Source organism: Iodobacter sp., assembly GCF_025352645.1.
Classification (GTDB): Bacteria; Pseudomonadota; Gammaproteobacteria; order Burkholderiales; family Chitinibacteraceae; genus Iodobacter.
Map to the genome: position 1 here is coordinate 1 of NZ_JANXSO010000010.1, position 19,450 is coordinate 19,450.

The 19,450-nt window shown below is 47.1% G+C and carries 17 protein-coding genes; 3 read left to right on the plus strand and 14 right to left on the minus strand.

The genetic code is table 11. The annotated features are described in order from the left end of the window. Positions 1–214: 214 nt before the first annotated feature. Positions 215–637: an N-acetyltransferase gene (locus Q0R17_RS00930; RefSeq protein ID WP_293931168.1), complete on the plus strand. Its 423-nt coding sequence runs from the start codon at positions 215–217 to the stop codon at positions 635–637. Positions 638–785: 148 nt separating this feature from the next. Next, complete coding sequence (locus Q0R17_RS00935) at positions 786–1,355, plus strand: DJ-1/PfpI family protein (protein ID WP_293931171.1); 570 nt, start codon at positions 786–788, stop codon at positions 1,353–1,355. Positions 1,356–1,476: 121 nt separating this feature from the next. Here the strand turns inward: Q0R17_RS00935 and Q0R17_RS00940 are convergent, their stop codons facing one another. The 10 genes from Q0R17_RS00940 to Q0R17_RS00985 all read right to left on the minus strand — a co-directional run bounded on the left by Q0R17_RS00940 (position 1,477) and on the right by Q0R17_RS00985 (position 14,047). Then, complete coding sequence (locus tag Q0R17_RS00940) at positions 1,477–2,061, minus strand: GNAT family N-acetyltransferase (RefSeq protein ID WP_293931173.1); 585 nt, start codon at positions 2,059–2,061, stop codon at positions 1,477–1,479. Between the two features lie 207 nt (positions 2,062–2,268). Continuing rightward, positions 2,269–2,847 (minus strand): GNAT family N-acetyltransferase, encoded by a 579-nt coding sequence (locus tag Q0R17_RS00945; protein WP_293931176.1) that lies wholly within the window; start codon positions 2,845–2,847, stop codon positions 2,269–2,271. A gap of 43 nt (positions 2,848–2,890) precedes the next feature. Beyond that, a complete protein-coding gene (locus Q0R17_RS00950) occupies positions 2,891–3,256 on the minus strand; it encodes a glutaredoxin family protein (protein WP_293931179.1) in 366 nt (121 codons plus the stop codon). 252 nt (positions 3,257–3,508) lie between these two features. Beyond that, positions 3,509–4,015: an Ivy family c-type lysozyme inhibitor gene (locus Q0R17_RS00955; RefSeq protein WP_293931182.1), complete on the minus strand. Its 507-nt coding sequence runs from the start codon at positions 4,013–4,015 to the stop codon at positions 3,509–3,511. Positions 4,016–4,080: 65 nt separating this feature from the next. Further along, positions 4,081–5,157 carry a calcium:proton antiporter gene (locus tag Q0R17_RS00960; protein ID WP_293931184.1) on the minus strand — a complete coding sequence of 359 codons (1,077 nt, stop codon included), beginning with the start codon at positions 5,155–5,157 and terminating at the stop codon, positions 4,081–4,083. A gap of 486 nt (positions 5,158–5,643) precedes the next feature. Then, on the minus strand, positions 5,644–6,225 hold the full coding sequence (locus Q0R17_RS00965; protein WP_293931187.1) for a PEP-CTERM sorting domain-containing protein: 582 nt from the start codon (positions 6,223–6,225) through the stop codon (positions 5,644–5,646). A 355-nt stretch (positions 6,226–6,580) separates the two neighbouring features. Continuing rightward, entirely contained in the window at positions 6,581–7,297 is a 717-nt protein-coding gene (rquA, locus tag Q0R17_RS00970; RefSeq protein WP_293931190.1) for a rhodoquinone biosynthesis methyltransferase RquA, read from the minus strand. 333 nt (positions 7,298–7,630) lie between these two features. After that, a complete protein-coding gene (locus Q0R17_RS00975) occupies positions 7,631–9,337 on the minus strand; it encodes a DEAD/DEAH box helicase (RefSeq protein WP_293931192.1) in 1,707 nt (568 codons plus the stop codon). A 325-nt stretch (positions 9,338–9,662) separates the two neighbouring features. Further along, complete coding sequence (gene dbpA / locus Q0R17_RS00980) at positions 9,663–11,048, minus strand: ATP-dependent RNA helicase DbpA (RefSeq protein ID WP_293931195.1); 1,386 nt, start codon at positions 11,046–11,048, stop codon at positions 9,663–9,665. 197 nt (positions 11,049–11,245) lie between these two features. Beyond that, complete coding sequence (locus Q0R17_RS00985) at positions 11,246–14,047, minus strand: ATP-binding protein (protein ID WP_293931198.1); 2,802 nt, start codon at positions 14,045–14,047, stop codon at positions 11,246–11,248. Between the two features lie 222 nt (positions 14,048–14,269). Here Q0R17_RS00985 and Q0R17_RS00990 point away from each other — a divergent pair, with 222 nt between their 5' ends. Continuing rightward, positions 14,270–15,271, plus strand: coding sequence for a substrate-binding domain-containing protein (locus Q0R17_RS00990; protein ID WP_293931201.1), 1,002 nt, complete (start codon positions 14,270–14,272; stop codon positions 15,269–15,271). Positions 15,272–15,315: 44 nt separating this feature from the next. Here Q0R17_RS00990 and trpS read toward each other — a convergent pair whose 3' ends face one another. The 4 genes from trpS to Q0R17_RS01010 all read right to left on the minus strand — a co-directional run bounded on the left by trpS (position 15,316) and on the right by Q0R17_RS01010 (position 19,385). Further along, entirely contained in the window at positions 15,316–16,314 is a 999-nt protein-coding gene (gene trpS, locus Q0R17_RS00995; protein WP_293931203.1) for a tryptophan--tRNA ligase, read from the minus strand. A gap of 245 nt (positions 16,315–16,559) precedes the next feature. After that, positions 16,560–17,360, minus strand: coding sequence for a molybdopterin-synthase adenylyltransferase MoeB (locus tag Q0R17_RS01000; protein ID WP_293931206.1), 801 nt, complete (start codon positions 17,358–17,360; stop codon positions 16,560–16,562). 88 nt (positions 17,361–17,448) lie between these two features. Next, positions 17,449–17,847, minus strand: a complete 399-nt coding sequence (locus tag Q0R17_RS01005; protein WP_293931208.1) for a hypothetical protein — start codon at positions 17,845–17,847, stop codon at positions 17,449–17,451. A gap of 89 nt (positions 17,848–17,936) precedes the next feature. Further along, entirely contained in the window at positions 17,937–19,385 is a 1,449-nt protein-coding gene (locus Q0R17_RS01010; protein ID WP_293931210.1) for a S41 family peptidase, read from the minus strand. Positions 19,386–19,450 lie beyond the last annotated feature (65 nt).

The following is a 19,450-nucleotide window of genomic DNA, read 5'->3' on the forward strand; positions in this document are numbered from 1 at the left end:
GGTGCAACCCGCGAGTAATGCTGAAAAAACCGCGGGTTGCACCCGCCCTACGACGTTTCAATGCTTGCAATAGATAGATCTGAGTTGATCGCTTAAGGTTTAACGATCAACAGTGGCCGTAAATTGATAGGATTGGGGTAAAACCGGCGTATTTATTGAGTAAGAGGCATAATCAGGTTTTTTTATACATGGCAGTTATTTTTTGGTGAAAATAATGAATATTGAAACGCTACAAAATCCATCCGCTGAATTATTTGAAGAATTGGAAGAAAAAATAACTGTATTTAATGAGGAGCGCTGGGAAGTTAAAAAGAAGCAACCATTAGCCATTATAATTAAAGGCGAGGGAGGTGAATTATTAGCAGGGGCTAGTGCTAGAACTTTTGGCCAGTGGTTATTGATTGAAAATATCTGGGTGGATGAAACTTTGCGTGGGCAAGATCTTGGCTCAAAGATATTGGCCCAATTGGAGTCCGCGGCCATTGCTAGAGGTTGTATGATCTCTTTATTGGACACGCTTAATTTTCAAGCCAAGCCATTTTATGAAAAATTTGGCTATCAAGTGGGCTGGGTTCAGGAGGCTTACCCTCAAACAGGCTGTAAATACTTTATGACTAAGACATTGCTAATCGCTTAGTCGCAGGGAGCAGATATACGATTTGCAGTGTGTTTTAGTGGTAAGGTGGATTGCTATGTATGGCTTATTATCATAGATTTTTTTAGTTTTATGGCTTGTGCCAAAGTATAGAAGTATTTCATTGCTCAAAAAGTTTTGATAGAAAAATATGGCGACAAAAAAAATAGCAGTATTGCTTTATCCAGGCTGCATCTTCTTTGAAATAGCCGCAGCGGTTGAATTACTTGCTCAATATTGCGAGCTTAGCTATTACACACCGGATGGTAGTGTGCATATTTCATCCAATGGTACGTATCTCTGTGCTGTGGGCTCTTATGCTGATATTGCGAATGCTAGTGCAATTATAGTGCCAGGTGGTAATCCTGATTCAATTATTCCATTGCGCCTTGCTAGTGATTGCTTAAAAGAAGGCTATGCCAATGGTGCAATATTGGCGGGGATTTGCGCTGGGGCCTTAGTCTTGGCAAGTAGTGGTTTATTGATAAATAAACGGGCTACGCATAATTACACGCTGGAATTTGTACCACAGGCGATTGTCGATTTTGTTCAAGTTATTTGGCAGGGCGTGGTTTATGAGCGGGCAAATATTGTGGTTGATAGCCGATTGATTACGGCTCAGCCATGGGCGGTGTTTGAATTTGCTGCTGTCATTGCCTTGGCTTTAGGTGTATTTAGCCAGCTGCAGCTTGAGGACTATATATCTTATTATCAGCGTTGATTTTGTTGGGCGGGCTATTGCTCACGTAGTGTATCTGCATGGGCAAGGTAAAGCGTTTTCCTTGCCCTAATTTTCTCTTATAAATTAAATGCTAAGAATGGCCTTGAGAGTTCTTTTTTGATTAGAATGGATTGTTTGGTTTTAATCCTAAGTGTTCGGGATTGGCAGCATAGATTAAGTGATCGGTCCATTTGCCATTTTCAAACCAATATCTTTTTTTGATTCCTTCTTCTTCCATTCCGATGGCTTTAACTAAACGAATCGACTTGTGATTGTCTAAATTAATAGCGGCTTCAAGCCGGTTTAATTTAAGTTGCTTAAATCCTATCTTTAAACCAGCGGCGGCCGCTTCTTGACCATAGCCTAATCCCCAATGTCGGTTATAAAGCTGGTAGCCAAAGTTAGCAAACTGATGTGTATTTCTGGAGAAAATATCAAAATCCACGTGACCTATTAATTGGCCGGTATGATTCTCAAATACGCCATAGAAATACCAATCATCTTTTTTTGCCATTTCTTTATGGCGTTTAATTAAATGAATAAAATCAGCTGGGGTGCATTTCTCTGGCTCTACTGGGCCTAAATCCCATTTGCTTTGCAAAGGGACGCGATTTACTAAAGCATCAAACCATAGGGGGTAATCGCTGGGTTTGAGTGACCTAAGGGTTAGCCTTGCTGTTTTTACTGCTCGTCGGTTAAAAGTCATAAATCTCTATTCAGTTAAACCCCCAAGCGGATGAGGGGAAATACTGTAAACAGCTAATGATCTATTTAGTGTGGATAACTGGGTTAAATAGATAGGGGTATTAGCCAAAGCGGGGTACGGTTGAGTAAATTGATCATTTTCCATAGTGCCTCCTAGGGCTTTGGCTAAGTGATTTTAAATTTTTTGCAATTGCGCAACGATTTTAAGTTAAGCATTGGCTATCTTGGCATATACCCGCGTATTGCGCAGCGTGCCATTTGGATCTATCCTTTCGTTTTTTAATAGGCCCTCAAGTTGAAATCTGGCTTTTTCTGCTACACGCCAGCTGGCGGCATTTAAATCATCAGAAAATATTTCTAAGCGTTTGGCGTTTAAATGCTCAAAGGCGAATTCGCTAATGGTATTGACGGCTTCGGTGATGAGGCCGTGGCCGTGCAGTGAGGTACGGCACCAATAGCCAATTTCAAACTTTGGGATCTCCCAGTTCATTCTTGTTAAGCCGGATGCGCCAATAAATTGCCCTGTTTCTTTTAAAAATAGCAGCATAGTTAGATTGGATCTATCAATAAATTCGGCTTGGCATTTTCGGCAGTAGCTTTCTGCATCGGCAAGATCGAATTCACGCATGGCCCATGGCAAAGAGGCGGGATAGCGGCGTAAGTCATTCATCGATTCCAGCTTGGCTTCGTGCATGGCCAGGCCATCGCCTGCGCGTGGGCTGCGAATAATAAGGCGCTTAGATTCAAATTGATCGGGAAAATCAAGCAGGATAGGATTGATTGCCATGGTATTTACCCAGTGTATGAGGAACAAATATTGGGCATTTAAATTAAACACTCAATGCTTGTAAAAACTCGTCGGAATCGAAGCCATCTTTCATGTGGTGGCCGCGCACAATCAGAAATGGTGTGCCGATTGCGCCATAGCTATTAAATTCTTGTTGGCAGCGTTCTTCAATACTCATATTGCATTCGGTAAAGGCAACGTTATTCTGATTTAACCAAGCTTTGGCTTCATGGCAATAAACGCACTCCGTAGTGGAATACATTACTACTTCATTTGGCTTAATCATGCTGGCTAATTGATTAATTTGTTGGCTGCTATAGCTGTCACTGGATGGGCTGGGGTGTTGATAATGCCTCCAAGCGGCAGAGAATGCGCCTATCAGAATAATGATGGTTATAACACGGCCCATTTGTTTTCCTTTGGGGGCAGGTTAGTAATGTGTGAGTGTCATATTACGGTGTTTCTTTATTATCTTGCAAATGATGTCATGAAGAATAGGGCAGAGGGCGGATGGGGTAGCGATATTGATGTAGGAGTTTGTGATCTAACTGCGATATTAAAGGCGGCTTAAAGGGGAAACCCACGAATTACTTGGGATGTTATCGCTGGGTGATTGGGTTTCGCCCTTGCTGCAGCGCTAGGTTTTACATCACCTTCTTGGCTAGTCCACGATGATAGGTAGCTTGGGGTGGCTATCTAGCTTGGTTTGTAGTGGGCTATTGGCGGTTTCAAGCTCGGTGAGTAGCTGTTGTTCTGCAGGATTAGGTTCGCCTAGCCATTGAGCTGGACCATTTTCAGTTTGGTAGTGAGCCACTACGCGTTTTTGCGCTGGTGCGTAAAGTACATAGACGGAATGTCCACAATTATGTGGCTCGCAAACCGATCCTGCTAGGTAGTGTATTTGCCCTAAGACAATAGGGATCATCGGCGTAGACGTCCCTTTACCTAGCCAGCGTGGTGGCTTGATTTTGGATGTGGTAAAGGCAAGATTGAGCTGCTGGCGTAGCATTTTATCTGCAGGATAAACTTCATAAAAATAGGCACATTGTGTGCTATCTGTGCAGGTCATCGCTTTAGTACTGCTCACGTTTTTAGCCTGCGCATTCAGAGGCAAAAAGAGTGCTGCAATGATGCTGCTGCAGATTGAAATACGGCTAATCCATTGCATAATTTTCCCCTGTGTTGGTCTATACAGGCCATGGTTTAATGGCTTATATAGACCGTTGTATAGGTTTATGGGATGACAGTGGTAAATAAATAGACGGCAAAAATCACCAAGAGCACTACGCCTTGTAATACGGTGGTTTTACCGGTTTTGAGTGATAGCATGGTGATAAACAGCGATAGCATCAGCAGCAAGGATGACTTGATATCCAAGCCTAGGGTTAAGGTTAGGCCACTGCTCAGTGAAAGTACGGCAACGGTTGGAATAGTTAAACCGATACTAGCAAGTGCAGAGCCTAGGGCTAAGTTTAAGCTGGTTTGCAGGCGATTAGCACGCGCAGCATGAAAGGCTGCAATGGCTTCTGGTAATAGCACTACGGCAGCAATAATCACGCCAACCAAGGCTTTAGGCGCGCCCATATTGGCAACTCCCAGCTCAATACTGGGTGCCAGTGCTTTGGCTAATAACACCACCGCTACAAGGCAAACTAAGAGTAGAAAGGCGCTGATAGCGGTGGTGCTTAGCGTAGGTGGCTCGGCATGAATTTCTTCATCTTCAACCGCATGGCTAGGCAAAAAATAACCACGGTGGCGCACGGTTTGCACCAGCACAAAGGTGCCGTATAGTACTAAGGTTACTACGGCAATAAAGATCAGCTGGCTGCTTGTATATATAGGGCCAGGGGCACTGGTGGTGTAGTTTGGCAAAATCAGGGTGAGTACAGCAATGGCAGCCAAGGTGGTAAGTGATGCGCTGGCACCATCTAAGCTGAAGCTTTGTTCTTTGTAGCGTAAACCGCCCACTAATAAGCACATGCCAACTATTCCATTCAGAATAATCATCACTGCGGCAAAAACGGTATCTCTAGCCAGTGCCGTGGTTTCTGGCCCGCCTGCCATCATTAAAGAAACAATCAAAGCCACTTCAATAATCGTAATGGCAACAGCCAGCACCAAGGTGCCATAAGGCTCACCAACCCGATGCGCAATGACTTCGGCATGGTGTACCGCCGCTAAGACGCCACCAAATAAGCCCAAGGTCAATAAGCCAAGATAGATGCTGCCTAAGCTTTGTAAAGGAGCGAGGTAGAGTAGCCAAGCGATAGCAGGGGCGGCAATAGTCCAGATCGGGAGTGTTACTTTCATTGTGGCGCCAGAGAAAAAAGATTCAACATAATATGCTCCAGTGTGGGGACAGTGATTTATAGCGAGTTCGACAATATTACATACAGATATGCCGTATTGAACACAGAGCATCATAGCTCTGTATACAGTGAAAAAAAACCAAGATGCAGCAAAGAAAAGCGCTTAGTTTTATATAAGATGATTTGCAGTTTGTACAAATCAGACGTTATTGCTCATATTGGGAAGTATATTGCAGGGATAATGCCATATAAATATATGGGGAATAACGCGAACAACTATGCGTTAATTAGAGCCGCTGGGTAATCAAAAGTTCACTAGTGCCGTGTTTTTTATAAATGGCTATCTTAGACATGGCAAATGCTAAGGCTCGCTGGTGAATAATCACTGCAATGTGTGGATTCCATGAACAGAAATGCCATATAAAAACCACCTTGATCATGGCGTGGTTCTTATATGGCAAGAGCAAATAGTGAGAAGCTTTATAAATTATGCTTGCTTACGGCGGCGTGCGCTCCATAAGCCGGTTAAGCCTAGGCCGATCAGGGCATAAGTCTCTGGCTCTGGCACTGGTGTGCTTATATTAATATTATCAAATTGGCTGTTAGAGCCTACCCAAGAGACTTTGGTGAGATTTTTTTTATTAAAAACAAAGGTTTGCAGACCTATAAGCCGGTCAAGAACGACAGTTTCAAATGTTGTGCTTTGCCCATTAAAAAAGCTGAATTGAATAGAGGCTGAATCGCCCTTATTAAAAACATCGGCAAGATCAATAGATTTAAAATTAAAGGATGATTTATTAGCTTGCTCAATACTGGTTTTGCTACCGCTGTAGTTTACAAATACTGCAGCGTGGCCTTTATCGGCCTGAAACTCATCGTTCTTCCCCCAAATACCCAGACGATCATTGCCTTGGCTGTCATTTTTAATGACAAAGCCCTTGGTGTTGATGCTATTGAAGGTTTGAACCGTATCGTTGTGAGTTAAATGATTGAAATCGATCACTGTGGCATTTGCAAAAGTACTTAAGGCGAAAATGGCACTAGAGAGCAATAGTTTTGTGTGCAGCATGAACTTTTCCTATAGATAGAAAATAACTGAATCCAATCATTTTCTGTCTTGCTCCTTGCTAATGTCAAAACAAATGCTCCATTTGTTGTAAGTTTGGTGTTTGTTTAATCGGAGTTACCAAGCAGATATCTACAGCGATGATGACTTTTGATCGCAGTGTGCAAAGTAGCTGATAAGTTTTTGATAAGTATTGGCAGCTATTCTGCAGCCACAGCAATGCAGTTCCCTGAAGAGTAGAGCAAGCCGCCATTCACTACTTCATGCTTGGTGCTTGGCTGCTTCTGGCTCAGTGCAATTGTGAATCTAACACCAATAGATTTAACTCCTTGATGAGCGCTGGCTGGGTTAGATCGGCTTAGGGGGGCTGCGGCATTGTGCGCGTGACGCTCACAATCTGGTAGACCCCGCCAAATATCGTGCGCTTTTGCCAGTGGTATTTTTCTGCTTGGCTGGCGTAATGGCTAATTTCATTATTCCATAATGCCTCGGCAAAGGGCTCTAGCTTGGCATTTACCCATTTTAATATCCAACGGATTGGTTGCCACAGCGATGGGCGATGGTAATCAACAAACAATACTTTTCCACTAACGGGCATTTGGCTGAGCATATGGTCGACGATGCTGCGTTTTTTTTCATCAGGCACTTCATGCAGTAAAAAGAAGCTGCAAATAAGATCAAACGATAGTTGGCTCTGATAGGTGGCGGCATCGCTACGAATCACTTTTGCCCATGGATACAAAGCTAATTTGGCTTGGGCGTGTTCAATTTGTGCAGGGGTGATATCGCTTAAATGAAACTCACCATCTGGCCCCACTTTTTGTGCCACTTTACGTACTAGATCACCATAAACATGTGCCACCTGCCATACCTTCATTCCTGGTTTGATTTCATTCAAATAGGCACGCATTAGGCGTTGATCATTCCCAAATAGCAGCACCTTTACCACCATATTATGGTCGAGCTGATCAACGCGTTTGGGATTGACATAGGCCCAGTCGTACACCTCGGTCATATAGTCAGGAACACCTTCGTAATAAGGATCTGTTGGTAGTTTGGGGTGATTTTGCGTCATGGTGGCAGGCTTCTAAGGGATTTTTTTGAGCTTAGACTGAGGGGGGGCTACATACCTTGAGCTGGGCCAAGATCTAGCTATTTAGGGTTAGGCTGGCCGCTTCTAGGTGAGTATTGCCAAGGGAGCCGCATGTTTATTTGTGAGCTTAACGCTAGTGCTTATGCGGGGATAGGCGGTTTATTGCGGCTTAAATAACTAAGCGGGTGGGAGTGGGAAGGGGGCTGTTTTGTGAGTAATTACTTTTTACGCACTTGCAGAGAGTAAATATAAAAAAACGGCGCTTAGAGCGCCGTTTGGGTAAAACCGCTATAGCACGGCATGCCGTGCCGCTGCTTAGTGGTGACGACCACCCGATCGTTTGATCGGGGCAAAAAGGGCGGCCACTGGGGTGTTTTCATTACTCAATGGCTGTTGATCGCCACGCGGCTTAGCGGCGGGTGCACGTGGTGCTGCGCTGCGTGTATCGCTGCGCGCGCCACGATCGGCATAGCTACGCTCTTGCGGCGCACGGCCTTGTGGTTGATCCCCACGGCCAGAACGGCTGCGGCCATCGGTTGGTCGAGCTGCCGATGGGGTGCGCGCTTCGCCACGTGGATTGTTGTTAAAGCGGCCTTCACCAGCAGGGCGAGGCGCTGCGGAAGAAGGCGTTTCACCACGTGGATTATTGTTAAACCGGCCTTCTGAAGCAGGGCGTGCATCGGGGTTAAAACGGCTGGCTGGGCGGCTATCATCGCTAGCACGCGGATTGCTGCGTGGTGGGCGCGGCGCATCACTCGCTGCTGCTGCAGGGGCATTGTTGGTGCGATTATGCCCACGCGGAGGGCGGCCGCTATTTGGGTTACGGGGATCGCGGTTGGTGTTGCGCGCTGCACCATTGCGGCCATTTAAGATTGGCTCGGCTTTGATACTTGGATCAACCGCAAAGCCATCTACGCTTTCACGGGTGATATCGCGTTTGATCAGGCGTTCGATATCATTTAATAGCTTGTGCTCATCCACACAAACCAAAGAAATCGCTTCGCCTTCAGAGCCAGCACGGCCCGTGCGGCCAATCCGGTGTACATAATCTTCGGCTACATTCGGCAGCTCAAAGTTAACCACGTGTGGCAATTCTTCGATATCAATACCGCGAGCGGCGATATCGGTGGCGCACAGTACTTGCAGCGTGCCAGATTTAAACTCGGCCAAAGCACGGGTACGAGCGGCTTGGCTCTTATTACCGTGAATGGCCAGTGAGTTAATGCCATCTTTGCTTAGCTGCTCAGCTAAGCGATTAGCGCCGTGTTTGGTGCGGGTAAACACCAAAACTTGGAACCAATTTTTTTCTTTGATCAGCTGGGTGAGCAGCTCACGTTTGCGCTCACGGTCAACAAAATAAACCTTTTGCGTAATCATTTCGGCCGTGGCGTTGCGGCGAGCCACTTCGATTAGTGCAGGCTTATCGAGCAGGCCATCGGCAAGGGTTTTGATTTCGTCAGAAAAAGTAGCCGAGAACAGCAGGTTTTGGCGCTTGGCAGGCAATAGGGCCAGCACTTTTTTGATATCACGGATAAAGCCCATGTCGAGCATGCGGTCTGCTTCATCCAGAATCAAAATCTCAACCGCGCTTAAATCAACGGTTTTTTGCGACATATGATCAAGCAGACGGCCCGGTGTGGCCACCAGAATATCTACCTGGCCTTTTAGCTGCTTAATTTGCGGATTAATACTCACGCCACCAAACATCATCATGGATTTAAGTGGCAGATATTTACCATAGTCGCGCACGCTTTCTTCAACCTGAGCGGCCAGTTCACGCGTAGGGGTCAGAATCAGTGCACGAATCTTTTTGCCAGTGGCAGGTTTTGTGCTGAGTAAATGCAGCAGCGGCAGCGTGAAGCCGGCGGTTTTACCCGTGCCGGTTTGCGCGCCAGCAAGTAAATCACCACCGGATAGCACGGCAGGAATCGCCTGTTGCTGAATAGGGGTTGGTGTGGTGTAGCCAAGTTCAGTAACGGCACGGACGATATCGTCCGCAAGCCCTAGGGCGGAAAAACTCATTCAAACTCCAGAGGAGATATCGGCCTGTCGCCAAGAGTGGCGCCAGTCAAAGGCAGATGGGGTAGGTGATCTTACAAATATGGCATCAAGATAGCTCACTCAGCAACTTTTTGCTGAGCCCTGCATGCAAAAAAACACTGCGAGGTAAAGGATTTCAAGCTTGATGGCGTATCTGGGTGGTGTAGCGCGGAGACTGGGTAACGCGCCCACGGCGGGATTATACCTGTGTACTTGCGTTGGTGTGTGAAGCAATCATGAATTAGTGCAGATTACACTGCGCTAATTGTGTCTTTGTAGGGGCACGGCATGCCGTGCCCACTGCCAATTAAGCGCCAATAAAGCGCATTTTAAAGCTGCGGCCTTTGATGTTTCCTTGGCTCAGGCTATTAAATGCTTTATCTGCCACGCGGCGATCAAGCGCTACATAGGTCATAAATTCATATACATTAATTTTACCGACTTGCTCTTTAGTTAGGCCCGCATCGCCAGTGAGTGCACCAAGTAAATCGCCTGGGCGCAGTTTTTCTTTCTTGCCGCCCATAATGCACAGCGTCACCATCGGGGCACGTAGCGGGCCACTAGCCTCGGCTTCTAGGGTGTTTAAATCAAACCAACGTACTGGGCCGCCTTGGTATTCTTCGATCAGGGTGACCCATTTTTTCTCGTTTGGGGCGCAAAGGCTAAGGGCTAAGCCTTTATCGTGGCCACGGCCGGTGCGGCCAATGCGGTGGATATGCACTTCGGTATCTTTAGATACGTCAACGTTAATCACTGCACCTAGGGTTTGAATATCTAAGCCGCGTGCGGCGACATCGGTGGCCACCAGCACAGAGCAGCTTTGATTAGCAAACTGCACTAGAATCTCGTCGCGTTCGCGTTGCTCTAGCTCGCCGTAAAGCGCCAGGGCACTAAAACCTTGATCTCGGAGCTCAGCTGCAAGCTCGCGGCAGTGGATCTTGGTATTGCAGAAGGCCAGTGTCGAGACCGGTTTGTAGTGATTGAGTAGCTGCGCCACGGCGGCGTTACGTTCCTCGTGTTCGACGAGGTAAAAGCGTTGTTCGATTTGGCTGTCAGCATGTTGTGCCTCTACTTTCACTTCGGCAGGCAGCTTTAAGAATTTAGCGCTGTCTTTACGAATATTGTCGGGATAAGTGGCAGAAAACAGCAGGGTTTGGCGGCGCGTTGGGCAGGCACTGACAATACCGGCGATCTCATCGTAAAAGCCCATATCCACCATGCGGTCGGCTTCGTCCAATACCAGCGTTTGTACGGTGGATAAATCAATCGAGGCGCGGCCTAAATGGTCGCGGATACGCCCCGGTGTGCCCACAATAATATGCGCACCGTGTACAAGCGAGGCAATTTGCGGCCCCATGGGCGAGCCGCCACAAAGGGTTAAAATTTTAATATTGTCGGTAAAGCGTGCCAAACGGCGCAGCTCTTTAGAAACTTGATCGGCCAGCTCGCGGGTGGGGCAAATCACCAAGCCCTGAATGGCAAAGTAGCTGGGGTTGAGCTTATGCAGCATGCCAATCCCAAACGCTGCCGTCTTGCCGCTGCCGGTTTTTGCTTGGGCGATTAAATCGCGGCGCTCTAGAATCAGCGGCAGGCTGCGCGCTTGGATCTCGGTCATCTCAACGTAACCCAAGCTGTCCAAGTTTTGCAGCATGGCCGGCGAGAGAGGTAGATTGGCAAAAGATGTTGTATTCACAATGACTTATCCCGCAGACCAAAAGGGGCAGTAGTCTATCAGGCGCAGCGCTTTAGAGCCAGTGCCCACTTATTTATTGGTTTTTCAACCATGATCTTGATTGATACATATTACGTTGTGATACCGATGGCAGAATGGGGCGGCTTGCTTCATCCCTCTGGGCGGTTTGTGGGGGAAAAGTTTGCATCACGCGATGATTATTTGCTTACTTTTAGCCTAGTAGGCCGTGTGAGTAAGGAGTTGCCTAATATAGAGCTGGCCAGCCGTGGGGAGAGGCAGCGTTGCAATGTTTCTGCTAGGTCATGAATACTAATGGGTTTACTTAAAAAATCATCCATGCCTACCGCTTGGCAGCGCTCTTTATCTTCTTGGTAGGCATCTGCAGTGAGGGCAATAATTGGGATGTGTTTTCGTTTGAATTGCTGCTCCCAACTACGAATTTGTAAACTAGCCTCGTAGCCATCCATGATGGGCATTTGGCAATCCATTAAAACTAAATCAAATGAAGTTGTGCTTTTTAAGGCATCGAGTGCTTCTTGCCCGTGCTGTGCCAACTCTGTTTGATAGCCTAATCGAGCCAACATAGCCAACACCACAACTTGATTAATTGGATTATCTTCAACGACTAAGATGCGTTGTAATTTTGTTTGTTCTGCTTGTGTAGCTAATGCTTGGTATTGGGTGGGGAGGCGTTTTTCGGAGTCTGTAGCTTCATCAACAGGAATTTGAAACCAAAATTGTGATCCCTTTCCTAATTGGCTTATTACACCGATTTCACCCCCCATTAGTTGAATTAGGCTGCGGCAAATGGCAAGGCCTAAGCCTGTGCCACCATAACGGCGTGTAATACTGCCATCACCTTGGCTAAAGGTTTTAAATAATTTAGAGATTTGCAGTTCATCAATTCCGTCTCCGGTGTCTGCTACTGTAAATTTTAAGAAAGAATTTTCTAATTGCTCTAGTTTTAGAGTGATGGTGCCAGCCGAAGTAAATTTAAGTGCGTTGCTGAGTAAGTTACTAATGATTTGTCTTAAGCGATAAGGATCCCCCCAGCAGCTTAAATGAAGCGGTACATCAAATAATAAATCTAACTGCAGGCCCCGTTGATGGGCGGTTTCTCGGAATAAATTAGCGACTTCTTGCACTAGCTCAGCGGGTTGAAAAATCAGCGATTCTAATTCCATTTTCCCTGCTTCTACTTTAGAAAAATCTAAAATTTCATTCAGTAAGGAAAGCAGATTTTCGCCAGAGCGAAGGATGGTTTGTGCGTAATCTAAGCGTTCTGTCTCGTCTACTTGTTCTTGCATCAGCAACTGCGCCATTCCCATTACGCCATTAAGTGGGGTGCGGATTTCGTGGCTCATGGTAGCTAGAAACTGGCTCTTGGCTAAATTGGCTGATTCAGCTTGCTGTTTGGCCTCAATGAGTTGTATCTCTTGTTGCTTGCGGATGGCCATTTCTTGCTGCAAAACAAGGGTTTTTATTTCAACTTCGGCAGCTACACGGCGGCGGTCTGCACTTAAAATTAAGGCGAGATTGCCAAGTACGGCAGTGGCAGTCAGGATACAAAATAACAGCACTAAGGATGCACTGATGGTACTGCCACCTAAGGCATTGGTGGGTTTATGCAAGAGCAACTGCCATTGACGATTCGCAAAATTGAGCGGTTGCTGGTAATAAACACCCATAGCATCGAGTTGGCTTGAGCTTTGAAATGAGGGAAAGGGTTTAGTAAAATTAGAGTAAATAACTTCAGTTTTGCCCTCGGTAAGATCAAGGATCGCCCACTGCACTTGCTTGTGCTGCTGCATCAGTTTAAGCCAGCCCCGAATATCAATGACGCCCGTGACAATGCTTTCTACTTCCCCCGTTGCAGATAAAACAGGGGCCATCATGAGTAAGCCACCAGGCCCTTTTAAATCATCGCTTAGTAAGATTTTGGGGCTGATGGCTACTTTATGGCTAGCAATAACTGCGTTTGCTGTTTGGGCTCGGCGTGGCTCGGAGAGCAAATCTAATCCCAATACCGAAGGGCTGGGTGGGCTAATCATGGTTAAGGGTAAAACACCAAGGGGATTGGGTTGCCAGTTGGCTAAGCGGTGTATTTTTATATTATTTAAATTGAGGGTTTGTTGTAGCTGCTTATATTGGTGATCGTAGGGTGCGTGGCGTAATAGGGGGGCCCAGCCAAAAGTGCGAAAGCTTGTCGCTGCTTTATTACTTTGTTTTACAAAGGTAGAAAACTGCGGCAAGGATAATGGTTTAACCAGTTGGGCAAGAGTGGCTAAATTGCTTAGGGTTTGGGTGTTCACTGCATCTAATTGCTCAAAATCTTGGCTAATCGTGATTGATTCGGTAGCAAACTGGCTTTGTATCTGCCTTATTTCACTGTTCCTGATAAATAAATACACGCAGATAAATGATGAGAAGGTGAGCAGGAGTGGCGTAACCACCATCCAGCGCCGCTCCCTCCAAGCTGGGCGTTTATCGTAAAGGGCAATACAGAGTGGTGTAAAAATTAATACACCCAGTGCATCCCCAAGCCACCAAGTGGAGAAATTTTGTGCAAGTAAATCTGCACTTAAATAGCCTTTAAAAAATAAAGCGGTGTTGGCAATGCTGCTGGCGATGGTACAAGCCAGTAATCCAGAGCCACTAAATTGCAGAATGCGTATAGGCTGATCCATTTCAAAGTGTGGATCAAATTTGCGTAGTAATCTGGCGCCAACTATGGCTTGTAAGACCGATCCAGCGGCAATAATAAGGGGTAAAATCCCTAGATCCCATTGCGGCCCTATGCTTGAGTTAACGCACCAAGAGCCAAGAAGGATACCTGACCATACTTTGCGTCCATTAAACAATAAGCAGGCAGCGAATGCTATTCCTGCTGCCGGCCAGATGGCCGTGGCATAGCCGGGAGGAAGTGACATCAGTAGGCCAAGCTTACCTGCCACTAAGTAAACTAAGGCTAGGAGCAGATTCGTTAACAGCAGGCGCACGCTTCATACTCCAGAGATCTAAGGCTAGACGTGCATATACGAAATAATAGCTCAGCTGATCGGGTTGAAATTACATGTAAAGACAGTATAGGTGTGGATTAGATGAGCTGCTTTAGGTAGTGGCACTGATGCTACCAAGTGCATATAAATCTGTAGCGGTAAGAACTGCTAAGCGATTTTTCCTTGTTGCTAATCCCTTGCAGAAATTGTTTTAGGAATCATATGAATCACAAAACTCGGCGGCCTACTTTGCAAGATGTTGCCGATAAAGTTGGGGCTTCCAAAATGACTGTTAGCCGCTATCTGCGTGAGCCGCAGCAAGTGGCCGTGGCAACAGCTAAGAAAATTGCGCTGGCAATGGAGGAGCTGGGTTATATCCATAATCGTGTGCCCGATATGCTGGCTAACGCCAAAAGCCGTGCAATTGGTGTGTTGCTACCTTCTATGTCAAATCAGGTCTTTTCTAGTGTAGTACGTGGCATTGAGTCGGTAACAGGGCCAGCAGGGTTACACGCGCTCTACGGCCATTATGGCTATACGATGGCTCGGGAAGAGCAGCAGATTGAGCAATTACTTTCGTTTAATGTCGATGGGCTGATTTTGTCTGAAACGCAACATACCCATCGCAGCTTAAGAATGTTGGAAACCGCCGCTATTCCCGTGGTAGAAATTATGGAGCTGCCTGAGCGGCCGATTGATTTGGCGGTTGGCTTAAATCACGCAGCGGCGGCGCAAGTGATGGTTGGTTTAATGCTGGCTAAAGGGCGTAAGCGGATTGCCTATCTGGCCGCACGCTTAGACCATAGAACTCGCCAGCGTGAAGCAGGGTATTTAGCGGCACTGGCTAAGGCGGGTTTTGAGCCTATTCTGATTCACACCGATCAGCCTTCCTGCTTTACCTTAGGTGGGCAATTATTACGTGATGCGCTGCAAGTTGCGCCTGATTTGGATGGGGTTTTTTGCACCAATGATGATATTGCTGCGGGCGCGATGTTGGCTTGCCAAGCATTGGGGTTTCGTGTGCCAGAGCAAATTAGCGTGGCAGGATTTAATGCCCTCGATATTGGCCTAGCCCTAGCACCACAGCTAGCCAGCGTAATCACTCCGCGTGAAGCGATTGGCCGGTTGGCTGCTGAGCGTTTAATTGGCAGGATAGAGGGCCGTCAATATCCCGATAAGGTGGTGGATTTAGCCTATGAAATTTTTCTAGGCCAAAGTTTGTAGGGGGACGGATAGCCGCCCCTATCTGTGCTTATGAGGACAATCTGCTAGTTAAAATAGTCCAACTCCAGTGCAGATTTTACTTCGCCCAAAGTTGCTGCGGCGATGGTGCGTGCATGCATCGTGCCTGCTTTTAAGATTTGCATAACATGGGCAGGATCTTTGGCTAGCTCAAGACGGCGGGTGCGGATCGGCGCAATCAACTCTTGCAGGCGTACCTCTAAATGCTGCTTGATCACTGAATCGGCCAAGCCACCCTTGCGATATTTGGCTTTCAAATCGTCAATAAAACTAATATCAGGTTCAAAAGCATCAAGAAAGGTAAAGACGGCGTTGCCTTCAACTTGGCCTGGATCGTTAATTCTTAAGTGCTTCGCATCGGTGTACATGCTTTTTACGTATTGGCTAATTTCATCTGGGCTGGCCGATAAATGCAGCGCATTTCCCTGAGATTTACTCATTTTGCTTTGGCCATCTGCACCCGGCAGGCGGCCGGTTTGCGGGATGATAGCACGGGTTTCTAGCAGAATATCTTTACCTACGAGGGTATTAAAACGGCGCACAATTTCATTGGTCTGCTCGATCATCGGAGCCTGATCTGCCCCTACTGGCACGGCGGTGGCTTTAAAGGCGGTAATGTCGGCTGCTTGGCTCACGGGGTAAGTTAGAAATCCTGCGGGAATATCTCGCTGGAAGTTCTTTTGGCGAATTTCTTCTTTAACCGTAGGGTTGCGCTCTAAGCGTGCTACCGTGACCAAATTCATAAAGTAGTAAGTCAGCTCAGATAGCTCAGGGACTTGCGACTGAATAAAAATAGTGTTTTTAGCAGGATCAAGACCAACTGCAAGGTAATCAAGCGCTACTTCCAATACATTACGATGTACTACATCGTGATCAGTATCGGTGAGCGCTTGCGCGTCGGCCAGCATCAAAAATTGGGTGTGTTTGTCTTGAAAGGCGAGGCGGTTTTGTAATGAACCCACAAAATGGCCTAAATGCAATGGGCCAGTAGTGCGGTCGCCAGTCAAAATAATATGCGAAGTCATGTTCTCGATCCTTGTGTGGATTTACGCCGCCGAGCCCATGGGGTGTGTAGAAACAACAATGCCGCCTGGACCGGCGGCATTGTTCAAATAAATGAGTCTAGGCCGCCAGTAACATATAGTGGCGGTAGCACCAGCTCATTGGCTGGGAAATAAGAGGGCGTTGAAGTGCGTTCATGGCCTCTACTATTGCAGCTTTTAGACCGCTTGTCTACACAGTAAGGTATGTTAATGATAATTATTATCGTTTATTGCGTGTGGTGCTTGCAAACTGGGCAGGCAGGGTCTTGCTTGTAGCGCATTTCGCGCCAAGCCATATTGCGGGCATCTAATAGCTGCAAGCGTCCAATCAGCGGCGTGCCTATTCTCATAAGCAGCTTGAGCGCCTCGGCGGCTTGCGCTGCGCCAATAATCCCTACCAGCGGGGCAAATACGCCAAAGGTGGCGCATGGGCCATCACTGGCTTCGCCTTCTTCCCCAAATAAGCAGTGATAACAGGGGGCGTTGCCGAGGCGTGCATCAAACGTGGTGAGCTGACCATCAAAGCGCACTGCCGCACCTGAAACCAGAGGCACTTTGTGTGCGACACAGGCGCGGTTTACCACGTGGCGGGTGGCAAAATTGTCGCAGCAATCCAGCACAATATCCGCCGCTGCAACGAGTTTATTTAGCTCTGCCGCCGTGGCGCGTGTGGTGATTGCATTGATTTTTATTTGCGGGTTGATCGCGCTAGCTGCCGCTTTGGCCGATATGGCTTTATTTTGCCCAAGGCTGGCCGTGTTATGGATGATTTGGCGCTGCAGATTAGATAATTCCACATGATCGTCATCCACAATGCTGAGTGTGCCAACACCTGCTGAGGCTAGATAGAGCGCAGCGGGTGAGCCTAAACCCCCCGCACCAATCAGCAACACATGCGCATTGCTGATTGCCTGCTGGCCTTCGATGCCGATTTCATTGAGCAGAATATGGCGGCTATAGCGCAGTAAATCTTGATCGCTGAGCTCAGCTTCGTTAGCAATGGAGGGGGATAGCGTAGCGTAGATCATGGCTAAAAATCACATAAAAGAAGAGTGTAAGGTGTTGTGTGCCGGCTAATTACATGGTGTCAACCCGCTGTGTAGTTGGGCGAGTATTTTATAAATATCTTCGCAACTCCTCAGGGGTTTCGTCATGATCGCCGTGTGGGTGATTTTCCCAGACCTTCACATAGACATCACGACTTTTAATGTTGTGTTCGGGGATTTCTAAATTGCTGCGAGCGATATCTTCGCAATAATAGACTAGGGCGCGTTTGATTTTGCTCAGGATACTTTCATCCAGATGAAACCCAGCCACTTTGAGTTGATTTTCGATGATTTGTAGTGAGTGTTCTTGGATTAGGTATTGCACAGAGATACAGTGCTTGCTGGAAAAAATCTGAACGGTAATACCAGGAATCGTGGCTAAAAACTGAGCCGCAAGATGGGCTTGGGCGGGGAGCGGGTAAAATTGAATATCGCGTTGTCTAGAGAGAGAATCTGCTGGCTTCATCATTATTCTCCGCATTTTTCGAGCTGGTATGGGCGGCTTTCCCATACCCAGGATCCATAGAGGGCAAGCCCTCTATGGATACTGTGCAATGACTATTTAGCCGGTGCTGCTACCGCTTTATTTTGCAAAATTTGCTGAACTTTTAAAATATTCAGTGCTTGTTGCAGTTGGTAGTCGTTTTTAGAAGCCAGCTCGCGTGGATTTTCTTCCGCCGTTTCGCTTGCAACTGTTTTTGGTTTTTGGGCCTTGATGACGGCTTTAGGCTCGGATGCTGCTTTACCCGCGTCTTTTTCATTTGGATTATCCAAACGATGGCCTAAATCGGCTTCACGAATGCGGAAGGCGCTTTGTTCCTTGCCGTTGAGTGTTGCTTCTTCAACTTCGATATCCGGGGTGATCCCTTTTAGCTGAATCGAGCGGCCTAGTGGAGTGAAGTAGCGCGCAGTAGTGAGCTTCAGTGCCGTTTTGTTATCAATCGGCATGATGGTTTGCACCGATGCTTTACCAAAAGTCTGAGTGCCAACCACGATGGCGCGCTTATGATCTTGCAGTGCACCCGCTACAATTTCTGAAGCAGAAGCCGAGCCACCATTGACCAGAATCACCAATGGCACGGTTTTCACTTCTTTAGGTGTGTTTTTAAAGTAATCATCTTTGCCGCTTTCGCGCAGATAGTTTTCCTTGCTAGCGGTGAGCCTGATCTTAGAATCTGGCGTGCGGCCTTCGGTGTAAACCACCAGCGTATCCTTAGGCAAGAAAGCTGCGGATACACCCACGGCACCGTTTAGCAAACCGCCCGGATCATTACGTAAATCAAGCACAACGCCTTTGAGTGGCGCTTTGTTTTCTTTATAAAGCGCTTCTAAGGCTTGAGCGACGTTTTCTGTGGTGTGCTCTTGGAATTGCGCCACACGGATATAGCCGTAGCCAGGTTCAGCCAGCTTAGATTTCACGCTTTGCACTTTAATGACGGCGCGTTTTAGTGAGATCACAATCGGCTTGCCTTCGCCCTTACGCAACATAGTAAGCGTAACTGAGGTGCCAATTTTGCCGCGCATTTTGGTTACGGCGTCATTGAGCGACATGCCTTGCACGGGGGTTTCGTCGATTTTGGCGATAAAGTCACCTGCTTTTACGCCAGCGCGGTAAGCAGGGGTGTCTTCGATCGGTGAGACCACACGAACCAAGCCGTCTTCCATGCTGACTTCTATGCCTAAACCACCAAATTCACCCTGAGTTTGGATTTGCATATCTTTAAATGCATCGGCATCTAGATAGCTTGAATGCGGATCAAGGCCGGATACCATGCCTTTGATGGCTTCAGTAATCAGTTTTTTATCTTCAACGGGCTCAACATAGCTTTGCTTAATCAAGCCAAATACCGTTGAAAATGCGCGCAGCTCTTCAACGGGTAGTGGATTACCGCCGGCATCTTTATCGGCGACGGCATTAAAGGAAAGGCTGAGGGCAACGCCCAGACCTGCGCCTGCCAGTAGCAAGGCGATCTTTTGGAGCTTTGGTTTTTTGCTGCTCGAGGACATCCGCATTTTCCTGTTATAGGCTTACTGACATGGGTTTAGACCGTACAATTTATGTTTTTTTTTGA

What these genes read in the sequence shown, in the direction of transcription:
- Q0R17_RS00965 (WP_293931187.1), bottom strand. Translation starts at nt 6,225, where the DNA reads ATGCTGCACACAAAACTATTGCTCTCTAGTGCCATTTTCGCCTTAAGT.
- Q0R17_RS00975 (WP_293931192.1), bottom strand. Translation starts at nt 9,337, where the DNA reads ATGAGTTTTTCCGCCCTAGGGCTTGCGGACGATATCGTCCGTGCCGTT.
- rquA (WP_293931190.1), bottom strand. Translation starts at nt 7,297, where the DNA reads ATGACGCAAAATCACCCCAAACTACCAACAGATCCTTATTACGAAGGT.
- Q0R17_RS01005 (WP_293931208.1), bottom strand. Translation starts at nt 17,847, where the DNA reads ATGATGAAGCCAGCAGATTCTCTCTCTAGACAACGCGATATTCAATTT.
- Q0R17_RS00960 (WP_293931184.1), bottom strand. Translation starts at nt 5,157, where the DNA reads ATGAAAGTAACACTCCCGATCTGGACTATTGCCGCCCCTGCTATCGCT.
- Q0R17_RS00955 (WP_293931182.1), bottom strand. Translation starts at nt 4,015, where the DNA reads ATGCAATGGATTAGCCGTATTTCAATCTGCAGCAGCATCATTGCAGCA.
- Q0R17_RS00930 (WP_293931168.1), top strand. Translation starts at nt 215, where the DNA reads ATGAATATTGAAACGCTACAAAATCCATCCGCTGAATTATTTGAAGAA.
- trpS (WP_293931203.1), bottom strand. Translation starts at nt 16,314, where the DNA reads ATGACTTCGCATATTATTTTGACTGGCGACCGCACTACTGGCCCATTG.
- Q0R17_RS01000 (WP_293931206.1), bottom strand. Translation starts at nt 17,360, where the DNA reads ATGATCTACGCTACGCTATCCCCCTCCATTGCTAACGAAGCTGAGCTC.
- Q0R17_RS00990 (WP_293931201.1), top strand. Translation starts at nt 14,270, where the DNA reads ATGAATCACAAAACTCGGCGGCCTACTTTGCAAGATGTTGCCGATAAA.
- Q0R17_RS01010 (WP_293931210.1), bottom strand. Translation starts at nt 19,385, where the DNA reads ATGTCCTCGAGCAGCAAAAAACCAAAGCTCCAAAAGATCGCCTTGCTA.
- Q0R17_RS00945 (WP_293931176.1), bottom strand. Translation starts at nt 2,847, where the DNA reads ATGGCAATCAATCCTATCCTGCTTGATTTTCCCGATCAATTTGAATCT.
- Q0R17_RS00940 (WP_293931173.1), bottom strand. Translation starts at nt 2,061, where the DNA reads ATGACTTTTAACCGACGAGCAGTAAAAACAGCAAGGCTAACCCTTAGG.
- Q0R17_RS00950 (WP_293931179.1), bottom strand. Translation starts at nt 3,256, where the DNA reads ATGGGCCGTGTTATAACCATCATTATTCTGATAGGCGCATTCTCTGCC.
- Q0R17_RS00935 (WP_293931171.1), top strand. Translation starts at nt 786, where the DNA reads ATGGCGACAAAAAAAATAGCAGTATTGCTTTATCCAGGCTGCATCTTC.